6 protein-coding genes are annotated in these 12423 nt (G+C 37.3%); 3 read left to right on the top strand and 3 right to left on the bottom strand.

Translation table 11 applies throughout. From position 1 onward, the window contains the following. Positions 1-4: 4 nt before the first annotated feature. Positions 5-1156 carry a porin gene (locus R2S57_RS03905; RefSeq protein ID WP_316825132.1) on the bottom strand — a complete coding sequence of 384 codons (1152 nt, stop codon included), beginning with the start codon at positions 1154-1156 and terminating at the stop codon, positions 5-7. Positions 1157-2143: 987 nt separating this feature from the next. On the opposite strand from R2S57_RS03905, the gene R2S57_RS03900 reads away from it, so the two are divergent. After that, the gene (locus R2S57_RS03900) at positions 2144-2494 is read left to right on the top strand and encodes a hypothetical protein (protein ID WP_316843801.1); all 351 of its coding nucleotides are present in this window, start codon (positions 2144-2146) and stop codon (positions 2492-2494) included. Between the two features lie 451 nt (positions 2495-2945). On the opposite strand, the gene R2S57_RS03895 is transcribed toward R2S57_RS03900, so the two are convergent. After that, positions 2946-4349, bottom strand: a complete 1404-nt coding sequence (locus R2S57_RS03895; protein WP_316843800.1) for an ATP-binding protein — start codon at positions 4347-4349, stop codon at positions 2946-2948. A gap of 1140 nt (positions 4350-5489) precedes the next feature. Between R2S57_RS03895 and R2S57_RS03890 the strand changes: the two genes are divergently transcribed. Together R2S57_RS03890 and R2S57_RS03885 are read left to right on the top strand one after the other, a co-directional pair. Continuing rightward, positions 5490-6698, top strand: a complete 1209-nt coding sequence (locus tag R2S57_RS03890; protein ID WP_316843799.1) for an ATP-binding protein — start codon at positions 5490-5492, stop codon at positions 6696-6698. 622 nt (positions 6699-7320) lie between these two features. Continuing rightward, positions 7321-9966, top strand: coding sequence for a gliding motility-associated C-terminal domain-containing protein (locus R2S57_RS03885; protein WP_316843798.1), 2646 nt, complete (start codon positions 7321-7323; stop codon positions 9964-9966). 375 nt (positions 9967-10341) lie between these two features. Here R2S57_RS03885 and R2S57_RS03880 read toward each other — a convergent pair whose 3' ends face one another. Next, positions 10342-12411, bottom strand: coding sequence for a sulfatase-like hydrolase/transferase (locus R2S57_RS03880; protein ID WP_316843797.1), 2070 nt, complete (start codon positions 12409-12411; stop codon positions 10342-10344). Positions 12412-12423: the final 12 nt, after the last annotated feature.

Here is a 12423-nt window from a genome sequence, read left to right as displayed (position 1 = left end):
TAAATTAAAAGCGTATCTGTAACTGTACGTATCCCAGGTTATGGTTATAAGTATTGGAAAGCGGGATCTGATTTTTGTACCGATCAATTGCTACCCCCATCTGGAGTGCCGCAAAAAAATCATCGGCAAAAACAAGCGATACATTTGGGATAACAGTTTGTCGCGGATTGCTTGCAAGCTTGTAATTTTCATCAAAATACTCATATCTGCAGGAAAATTCTATAGCACGGAGCCTACGGCTGCCGTGATTTAAACGTAGTGTGGGAAAGAAATAAAAGCCATGCATTTTATATTCATCCAAATCAGGGCGTTCAGGCTGCTTATCAGCATTATATGCAAGAAAGTTAGCGCCTGTTTTATATTCGGCCATTAACAGTAGAACAATTTTCCCGGATAGTGCTATCTTTGCAGTCGCATCCGCACCATAGGCGTTTCCGATCCCACTGGAAGCAAGACTTCCTGAACCGGCATTTATACCGAGGGTAAAATCTTTGATCAGATCTGTTTCTAACCTAGTATAAAGATTCTTGGTATTGTTATCATCCGAAGACTGGTTTTTGTTGTTTCCATTATAAGCGCCGGCAAAATACCTGAGTTTACCGTTCTTTGTTACTTTGCCTAAAACCGAAAGCCCTGTTTGAAAACTCTGCCAGCCGTTTTTACCAAAAGCATAATACTGATTGGAAAAGTCGAGCGTTCGGATAATATCAACAGGAAGTGCGTCCTCAATCCCAAAAAATGGCCTGAACTGCCCCGCCTGCACCTGAAAATACGGATTGAGCGAATATTTAATATAAGCGTTTTCAAGCACCTTATTGGCCGGATCGCTATTAAATTCAGCAAGATTCGCCAATATGTTTGCCGAAAAATGGTCATTTATATCCCCTTTTACCATCACCCTGGCACGTTTGACCAGAAAACTGTTTGATATTGCCTTAGAAGTGGCAGGATCAAAATGTTTACCGTTGATATCTACATTTTTATCTAAAGAAAGCACATAACGCGTCTGTAGAACTCCGGCAAAGGTCATTTTTCGCTTGTAGGCCGAATAATTTTTAATTGTATCTGTCAATGTTGTCTGATCCTTTTGCTGTGCCTGGCTAAATGTTGCCAAGCCGAAGGTGGCCGCGATGATTAGTGGGATGATTTTTTTCACGCATTAAAATTTTGGTAAAGATTTAAAGAAATCTCCAGTGTATCTGGAATTCCCCCTATTTCAATTCTTCCTCCTTCGTTCACTGCCCAGAACTCAATCTGTCAATCATTGGATTAAGACTGCATACCTGATCTTTTTTTTGAGCATGCAAGTATCTCTGCATACAAATTGTAATCACGCTAATGATTTTGATTTCTCTCTGTACTAACAACACCTTTAAACCGGGCTTTCTACTTATATTAGTTGAATTGTTTACAAAGTATTATTTTTTCCCACTAGATCTTATCTCCTTAAGAAATAAAAAGTAGAAATACAACACTAATATAGCAAATCGATTGTATTTTCCATGAATGATCTACAATAAAAATAAGGACTAATTGGGTATTTCAATAAAGAATCACAATTCATCGAGCTATTGATTTAAGCGCTCAGCATATACACAGCCCCACTATTTTTTAAACGTAAAGAACAAGTTTTATTTTGACCTTGTCTGAAAGATGCTCGCATAACAGCGCCCAAAGTTTCACTGGACCGACTGACTCAAATTTATAGCAGAGGCATAGTGGGTTAAATAACTTACAAGTCTAAATGATATTTATTCATAAGATTTAATCAGAAATTTATAAATCGTTGGCTAAAGGCACATAAACTATAACATATGGAATATCAGTTAATTTCTAATGTTTTAGCGCCAATAGAATAGCCAGCTGCCACATATTCTTTTGCATGAGGTCTGAGTATATAGTATCTACATAATAATAATTAGTACTAAAGGTCCTAATGCCGATTGTTGCAATGAAATAACCGTGGCTTTTAATATTAGCAAAGGCCAAATGTGGATTGAGGCCTAGTTCTTTAAACATTTTTTCAAATACAAGTATTTCACCTTTAATTTGCTTATCCCGGTTTTTAGCGGTGATCGATGAATAATTAATTGTTCCCTATTTATTAAATCACTAGTTTGGCAAAAAAATAAAGATGAAAAAAATGCAGATTAAAATTTTGATTACCTTCCTATCTTGCATAGTGGGCTTTACTGGCTACGCCCAAACTTCAAAAGAACTTGTCGGAAAGTGGAAACTTGTAAAAGAAACCAAAGATGGTGTGGTGAGTTCACCGAAAGACACCTATCAGGTTTTTGTGGAAGGCGGAGAATTTAATGGAATTAACGGAGATAAATCACGCAAAGGGAAATGGAAGTTATCGGATGACAACAAAAAACTGACGATTAAAATCAGTATCATTTCTCTCACTTTTACTGTAGATTATTTTGATAGCAAAAAGAGAATAATCAGTAATGATAAAACAGGGTCACTGGAATATGAGAAAGTTGACTGATTAAACTAATAAGTCACAAACTAACCAAAGAACTACTTTCAAATTAATATTTTCTTCTGTTAATTATCTAATTATGAATAAGTTTTTTTTTAATTTTATACAATAGCATTTGCAGTTAAGAAAATACGGCTGAGTGATTCGGTGAGTCAGTTACCAGAAGTGTCTTTTAAGCCATATAGAGCGGAATTTTAAGCTGGGGTTCGAATCCCCCACTCTCCGCCAAACAAAAATGCTACCCAATTCGGGTGGCATTTTTTGTTTACAGCCAGATCTGCACGTTTCGTGCAAGGCTAGATGAAGACAAAAAATAGCCAGGAGCGCAGCGACAGCATTTTTGCCTGAAGCCCCCCTCAGGGATCAGCGAGCTAATCCACCACTCTCCGCAATAATGGCATCAATTTTTGGACGAATTCCATCCTATAGGCAAGTGAAGTTTTCGTTTAGCATTGTATTACCAATTAGATTTTATTTCAAGTGTATTAACCCCGATATTATAAGCATACACAGCTGCTGGCACATAAGTGATATTTATATCTTCAATGGTTTTGTTGTCTGATATATCGATGGTGGTTACCAATGTGGCTTTGAAATTATTTTGCTTACAGAAATAGATTAAGCTATTCAATTCTTGTGGTTTTTCCACATAACGATTGCTCCATTTGATTTCTATGCACCATTGGGGTTTAAACAATTTGTTGTCCAGTAATACAATATCCACTTCGCCTTCGGAGCGTCCCATTTTCCATCGGGCATATTTTAAATCAAGATTTTCACGATGCATCCATTGCGAAAAAATAGCTGTTTCGACCATATTGCCAGTTTCTTTATCGGTTTCTACAATTGGTGAAAATAAAGCGGTTCGTAAAGAGGAATTGGTTAAATAGACTTTAAAACTTGTTACTCTTTTAAACTTTTTAGCGTTATCATCAATCTTATGAATCACTTTGATTAAAAATGCTGCTTCCAAGTACTCTAAATATTTTTTGATGATTTCTTTAGTAATACCGCTGTCTTTTCCTAAACGTTCAAAAGAAAATTCATTTCCTGTATTATAGGCCAGGTAACTAAAAAAGCTATTTAATTCCTGTACGTCTTTAATGCCATATAAACTAGGTAAATCCCGAAGCAATACTTTATCTACAATATCATTTTTTACGTAACGCCCCATATCGCTCTGTATTTTTTCCGATAGGACTACTTCCGGATAGCCACCAAAGTTGAGGTAGTGAAAAAATTCTTTGTTGAATGCCCTATTGTCGTGTGTGGTAAAAAAAGGAATTTCTTTACCATTGTACATGATGGTTTTAGGTTGTACTAAATGGTTTAATCCTTTTAAATGTATGTATTCGTGAAAAGTAAGCGGTGGCAACATAAAATCGGTAAAACGACCAGCACCGCTTTCGGAGCTTTGCAATCGTAAGGCTGCTGCAGCCGAACCTGATACGATGAATTTTGTTTTGGGATAAGAATCTACCAATACTTTTAGGTGGCGTTCCCAATCTTTGAGGTATTGAATTTCATCAAAAAAAACAAAACAACCTTCTATACTATCTAGTTGCACAGCTTCTTTTGCCAAGAGCAGAATATCTTCTAAACTCAGATGCATATAAATAGGGTTATCAATACCTATGAAAAATATTTTTTGTGGTACAATTTTTTCTTTAATAAGTTCTTGAATGGTATGATACATCATTACTGTTTTACCCACACGGCGTGGCCCCATAAGTACTACGGCACGCTTGATGGCTATTTCTTTTACAAAAGGGTAAAACAAATCAAAATACAGCCTTTTAGACATATCTTGATAGGTTTGCTGCACATTGCCCGATGCCCACCAAGGGTTTTCGTATTGCAAACGCTCTATTCGTTTGGATGTTGGAATAACGGTATCGAAACTCATAATAGTGCTTATTTTTACGTAAATGTACAAATAAGCATTTAAAGAATCACTTATTTTAACAATTAATGCAACTTTAAGTAAGTTTATATGCTTTTAAAGTTTTATTTTTACAATTGCACTCGTACTTCCCCACTCAATAGTATAGGTAATAATCATCTCTCGTTTTGGTATTGTGTTAATCATATATACTAAAAACTGAAATTACCGGTCATCGGTATAATTTGTTTATACTTGGTGAACATCAGTTAATTAATCCAAAATCAGATCAGCAACCTTCAAAGATGCTTAGTAGAGTGTTTCAGGAATTCTATACTAGGTAATTTTATATTCTGGACAATTTGAATCCGCGTTTAAATAACATTAGAGGCTCTAAATCTACTACCTGTTCAATTTACACATTACCCTTTTCATCCATTCGCTCCTTATTCTTGTAAATTTCCCTGATTATTCTGAAAAGTTCCTGTAGATGTTGCAGTGGGTAATCCGATTCCCCGCACTATTGCAAAAGGAGTCCTTAGAGGCTCCTTTTTCTATTTCAGGACATATCAGGGACAAACCTCTGTTATTAAAGCACGCACAGGGCTATCATAAATAAATACTTGCCGTCCTAAGATAAATTGAAACCCGTCAAAACTTGTTCATATAGACTTTTAGGGGAAATGCCGCTCATTTTCATTTCTTTAAAAATAGATTTAGCCGGCAAGGCTACTTATTATGTTGTATTTCAAAATAAATAAACTAAAATATATTTAATAACCCACTACGATTTATTAAGCATAACATATTTATTATGCTTCATTAGTATATTTCTGACGAAAGCTGGTTTGATATAAAAGTGCATATTGCATTTTTCACAATAAATCATGTATTTTTAATTACCGATCACAGCAATTGTATTCCTTTACCATCGGCTAAGCTCTTCCCTATAAAGTTCCCAACTTTTTCAAAAGAACAAGGTGTTCTCCAAATTTCTTTAAAAGTGCCATACCATATCTCATTCCATTTCTCCGATGTAATTTTTCTTTTGGTGTAAAAATACAATAGCTTTGTTTAGTAAACAAAACTATTGTATTTTTACACCAAACACTTTTCCTTATGATACTTCAAAGCATTCTCAACCAAATCATCCATGCGCAAAGCCTGAACATAGCTAACAAGGACATAGGACTAAAACGAGACACACTTCCATTATTGCCAAATTTAGCAGCACATGCCCTAATTGTATCAGGCATAAGGAGGTGCGGAAAAAGCACTTTGCTATTTCAATTATTAAACAGTAAATACCCTGATGCACTATACCTCAATTTTGAAGATCCCAGATTATATGAATTTGAAAACAACGATTTTTTAAGATTAGATAATTTGATTCGAGAACAGAACCTTTCAGTGCTAATGTTTGATGAAATCCAAATTATACCAGAATGGGAAAGATATGTACGACGAAAATTAGATGAAGGCTATAAGACCGTAGTTACCGGCTCAAACGCTTCCCTACTAAGCAGGGAGTTAGGAACAAAACTTACAGGGCGACATATTACTAAAGAGTTATTTCCATTTTCTTATCATGAGTTCATTTCTTACCAGAAAATAGAACCTTCATCCGAATCATTAATTAGCTATCTGGAAATCGGTGGCTTTCCGGAGTACATAAAAGAAAGAACTGATGATATTCTAAACCATCTTTTCGAAGATATATTGATTCGTGACATTGCAGTTCGATACAACATCAAAGACGTAAGAACATTACAACGTTTAGCTCAGTATTTAATCTCAAACGTTGGAAAACCAGTATCAGGCAATAAGCTCAAAAATATTTTTGAAGTGGGGGCTACCAGTACTGTATTGGAATATTTATCGCATATGGAATATTCCTATTTATTGCATTTTGTCCCTAAGTTTAGTTATTCTTTAAAAAAACAAATTGCAAACCCAAGAAAGGTCTATGCAATTGATACAGGCCTTATCAACGTAAATTCAGGATCTTTTACCGAAGATAATGGACGCAAATTTGAGAATCTCATCTTTTTACATCTTCGCCGGACTTATAAAGAAATCTATTATTTTTCGGAAAAAGGAGAATGTGATTTTATTATATTTAAAAATGGGGTTTTTCATCAAGCCATTCAAGTATGTTATGAATTAAACCCAGATAACTTGGATAGAGAAATCAATGGTATGATTGAAGCCCTAGAATTATTTAAAATTAAGGAAGGGATTTTAGTCACTACTTCACAAAAAGATCAATTCGAAAAGAATGGAAAGATCATTCATGTAATTCCAGCCCATGAATACTTACTGAAGTAGTACTCTAAGACTTAGAATATTATTATTTTCGGTAAATATGCTGCAAAATCAAGAAAATACCACTAGGGTATTCAAATGCCCCCCTCCTTCCCCGCCACTTGGCAACTAGATTTCGAAAAAGCCTGCATATCATACGATTTGCAGGCTTTTTCATTTAAGACCTATGCCAAATAAAGCATCAATTCACATAGTCGATCAAGATGAAAATATGCCTGAATTCCAAAAAAATCAGGTCTTTAAAAGTTAAGGTCAAAGGTAGTTGAGTGTATACATAATATTCAAATACCTCCTCATCTAGATCGCTTAATTTGAAAGAAAAATAAATTTCGCTAGCGTCATCTCCTATAAGCCATTGATTCTTATTTTCATTGGACGGCTCTATATACTTGTTTAATATACTTTAATACTTTCCTCAGATAAGGAGCTTTGTTTCTCTTTATAGAAGTATAAATCGCAACTCATATTCAATTATGAATATGAGTAAAGATGAAATGTTTTGCTGCATTCCACAGCGCAATAAGCAATGATTTATTTTAATTTTAAATATATAGTTCATGAATGATGAAGTTAGGAACCAGCTTCTTACTTTCGCACTATCAAAATTAATGAGAAAATAAGAAATATGAGAAGTCTGACTGCATTCGTAATCACAATGCTATCTCTTTTTAGTGCCAATGCATTCGGTCAGATTAGTCTGCAGCCAGGCGGACAATACTTGCAAGGTATTGCGATTAAGAAGGTTGTTGTTACCTATGAAGATCATACCGTGTGGGCAATTACTCAATCGGGACAGATATATATTAAAAGGGATGCAGAACCTGATTTTAGTATTTATAGTCCAATGGTAGGGGAAATGGTTGATGACCTTACCGGTTACAGTGAAACAGAAATGTACTTCCTGATTCGACCCAAAAAACTGATTCAGATTAAAAATCATATTAAAACTACGCTTGTATTTCCCGGTACAGTTTCGAATATCAGGGGGATAGCAGTAGTACTTGATGCAACCAAAACTCCCCAATCCTCCGGTAACCCTACCTTTCTTAAAGACAAATTGGCCATTGCAACAGATGAATATCTGTATGTCATGCTAAAGGGAGAAACAATACCAAGCAAGTTTGATATTTACAGACAGCCGAGTTATGATATCAAAGATTTCAGCATTACCCGCAGTAGTATTAAAGATGTCGAATTTAAAGGCAAATTTTCTAGTTCAGGAAGATGTTCAATCTGGGAATCTGATTATTCTATAATTAAACAGAAAGAACCAACAACTTTTTTATCTGTAATTCCAGATAAAGGAGCATATTCAGATATTCGCTGTTCCCTTTTCTATCACGGCTCAGTTTTGTCCAGTGACTATGCTTTCGATTTTTGGGGTACTGCACAAGGTTTATATGTTAAGAAATTTGGTGGATGTCCGGATACCAATCCCGTTAAAACCGTGATATCTGGGGAGACTGTCAACTACCTGGATGCTGTATATCAGCTTTCTGCGTTAGATAGAAATGTATTTGTACTGGCCGCCACCGACAATGGGCTATATTATACGCCAAAACGTATTAACGATAACATTTATAATAGCGACGTAAACAAGGTTAGTTTTCAGGCCTTTGCACCTTTAACTGGGATAAAGATAAACAACCTTACCACTGATTTCACAGAATTCACACCTTATTTGATTAACGGTTACTCTGATTACATTGCTTGTGAAAAAGTTATTTGGCTCGCGACCAGCGAGGGCGTCAAAAAACTGTATACCTCTTTAGAGGGCGAGGAATTTCAAGATAAACAACTGACAAATGACTTCTGGTATAGTAAAACTCCTGATCTTCAAAATGAAAATGAAGTTCGTTTCAGTCTTTGTAGCGGTGAGGATGTTGAAATTAATTCAGGTATTCAAGACAATTTACTTAACCAATTACTCATTCAGTGGTACAAAGATGATGTCGAAATGCCAGAATTGGTAGGAAAAACTAAAGTAACCTTTACTGAAACCGGAAAATATAGGGCACAAATTACCGCTCTTTGCGAAGGTGTCAGAATGAAATCTAAGCATTTCACTATCCAGCAAAATAGCGCACCAGAAATTACGCTCAACTATCCTGCAGTAATTAATCTTTGTGAAGGTCAATCCAAAGTATTACAAACCCTAAGTAAAACTGATTATACCTATAAATGGTTTAAAGATGGAAGTGAATTACCGGGACAAACAAATGCTAATTATTCCGTTGCAGAAACCGGAAAGTATAAGGTCGCAGTAAGTAACTGTACCGGGGTTTATACCTCATCATCAGAAGTACAGATCAATGTGCTCAATATAACTAAACCGCAAATCACTGCTAACCGACTTGTTTATTGTGACGGAGATGTACCTAAACTTTCCATCAACAATCCTGCCGGTCATAAGGTAAAATGGTATTTTAATGATGTTGAAAAAAACGGCTTTGCAGATCAAAACGAGATTGAAACCACTGCTGAGGGCAGCTATAAAGCCTTATTGTTTAATGATCTGGGTTGTGAAAAAGCTTCTGATGACTTTACTTTAAAAATTAATGCCAAGCCAGTGATTGTAGTCTCGAAGCAGCCTGACAGACTATTGTGCTATGGTGAAAGTGCCTCTTTATCGGTTTCTTCGGTCCCCAATTATACATACGCCTGGAGTAACGGCGCAACTACTCCAAGTATTCAGGTGGTTAACTCGGGCACCTTTACCGTGACAGTGACAAACGAAAATGGATGTAGCAACCTGAGCGAAGCAACAGCGGTAATCGTTAATGCTAAAATTAACTTAAGTATTCCACCAGAGTCCAAAATCTGCACATTTACGGGGGAGAAACTCACTCTTGTCGCAGATCAGGGATATCAGAGTTATACCTGGAACGGCGTTGAAACCGCGACCAACAGCTTTAAAGTAAGTGTTCCGGGTACTTATATTGTAGAGATTACCGATGTCCTAGGCTGTAAAGCCAGTACGGTTTTTAAAGTAACTGCCTGGTGTAAAGAGCTCGTTATTCCTAACGCATTTAGCCCCAATAACGATGGATATAATGATATTTGGCGCGTAGGTGGATTAGATTCTGAACCACAAACCTCTTTACAAATCTTTAACCGTTCCGGCAATATTGTGTTCCAAACCAATGGGTCAAATCCACAATGGGATGGTAAAATTAAAGGAAAGGATGTTCCGGTAGGTGTATATTACTATGTGATCAAAAGCAGGCAAAGCACAACGCTATTAAAAGGGAGTGTTACTTTAATAAGATAGTGGTCTTCTCCCAATCTAACTTCAACTTCAGTGTCACGTATTTTGTGAATCAATTATTAAAACCAAACACTAATAGTGTATGTTTAGATGGAAATCGTCGAAAAGGTTTCCGACATCCGTAGCACTATGAAGGGTGATATGCACCTACAAAATCAAAATATTAATGCAAGACTAATCTTGTTGAAAAATATCAATACTGGTATAGCGGTTCACGTGAGCGCACTGAAATGGTTTAAAAACGAACAAAAAAGCCTACAGGCTTAGCAAGCTTTTGTTTTACATTTCCCCAAAAATATCAATAAATTATCATTCCAAAATGAGGGTATGGTGATATCAGCATAATTTGCAATGGGTTTAGCATCAGGCATAGAACCGCTAATGAAAAAACGCCGTTTGTGGAACTGGCTGTTTGGCAAACAAAGTCCCAGACCATTCTAAATCGACATTACTTAAGCCATAAGCAAGCTTTTGACAATAAAGTTTAATGGGATGCAGACCTGCCTTGAGTTTGATTTTAGTCACTTTTTCATTTTTAGGAGTGTATCCATAGTCTTCATCGATCAGTACTGCATCATGGATCCTGAGAAATGCTTTACCTGCCGCACTGAGGTGGAAAATATAATCGCCATCAGCAGGAATTTTGATAAATCCTTCGAAGGCTACCATATTTCCAGAACCTTTACCAGCTTCGCCCAGGCTTGAACCTGCATTTGTACCACTTGAAATTAAACTCAGCCCATGTGGATTGGGTATCCATTCGGTGGCCGACTGATAGGTTTTCCACAAAAGTCCCTTGCGTAGCTTACGATTTGCAGTGGCGGGCACAGCTGCAGTATCGTATGGTCTTGGGGCTTCTGCATCTGCGCGGCGTACATATAGTACCATATCTTTCATTTTATTTTGAAGGCCGGCCATATTTTTATTTTGGGACAGATCAAACTGTTGATGAAAATCTTTAGATACATCAAAAATCTGAAAATTATCCTTTTGAGATTTAATATCATACCTTATGCCTACCATATTATCGATTCTGATCATCTGCATCTGCTTTCTGATCCGGCCCTGGTTAACGGATGCAAAGTCAGGGTAAGCCGGCGTTTTACCGCCTTCAAAATATTCTGAGTAAATCATACTCGCAGACTGCCTTCCTTTTCCGGTTAGGGATGGCAGTAAGGAAACACCATCTGCCACTACCGGCGCAGCTAAACCTGCCGCATCCAGAAAAGTTGGCATCCAATCATACGAAATGCTCGGCGAGTGCACTGTAGTGTGTGCTGGAATATGGCCTGTCCATTTGGCTATCACCGGCATGCGCATGCCACCTTCCAACACATCTCTTTTTATACCATCAAATGGTCCAAAGCTGCTGAAGAAATTGGCATCGTAACGCACCTGGGGTTTTGGAAGATAAGACTCAATAGACGGGCCATTATCGGAGCTAAATACCACCAGTGTGTTTGAATCAATCTTGAGGTCTTTTAGCAACTGTAAAATATCGCCCACTTCGTCATCGATCCTTCTGGTGGAGGTAGCAAATCTTTTATAAGTATCAGGCCAGGGTTTTTCAGCTGTTGCTACATTATGGTCATCATCATAGGTGGCTTTATCGTAATCGGGATGCGTATAACTATCAGGAATTCCATTGGCCGTATTGATCATTTCCCCTGGTTTTCCCAGCCATTGCAACCCGCCATTTAAGCCACCCCCTGCGGGATAGGAAGAAGTAGGAAGCTCTAAAACGGCATGCGGAGTATCGTAGGCTAAAAACATAAAAAACGGTTGATCCGTCCCTTTGTCTTTTTGGTGGTCAACAATCCATTTTTTTGCTCTTGCCGTCCACAAATCGCCGGTATAACAATTATCGAGATCCTGGCTTACTTCTACCCTATTTTCCCAAACTTCTTTTTTCCCCCTGTACAAACCTTCTTTTGGATAATGTTCGTGTCCATCCGAATGGCGCATATAACCATAATAATAATCAAAACCTCTATTAAGTGGGTGGGCAGCCCATTCCTTATCGCCTTGTAAACCCCATTTGCCGATGGCTACAGTAGCATAACCCGCCTTTTGCATCACGTTGCCCAGGGTGTAGTTATCGGTTAATGCCTTATCGAACTGATTGTCTCTAACATTGGCATGCCCCTGACTTTGGCCAAGCAGAATGGATGCTCTGGAAGGAGCACAAACAGGGGCGGCACAATAATGCTGCGGAAGTGTTGCGCCCGAAGCAGCCATTTCATCCAGATTTGGCGTGAGGGTAAATGGTTTGCTTCTATCCTGGGCGGCTGCCCTCTTATTTTGAAAGAACACACCAACATCGCCATAACCAAGATCATCGGTGAGTATAAAAATAATGTTGGGTGCTTTTTTCTTTTTTTGCTGGGCAAGGCTGTTGCCCGCGGTAAATAAGGAGATGAGTATCAGTGCGTAAACAACAGGTTTCATTCGGTACAATTG

It is taken from the genome of Pedobacter psychrodurus (genome assembly GCF_032678585.1).
GTDB classification, from domain to species: domain Bacteria; phylum Bacteroidota; class Bacteroidia; order Sphingobacteriales; family Sphingobacteriaceae; genus Pedobacter; species Pedobacter psychrodurus_A.
This window is presented reverse-complemented; position numbering and strand designations above follow the sequence as displayed.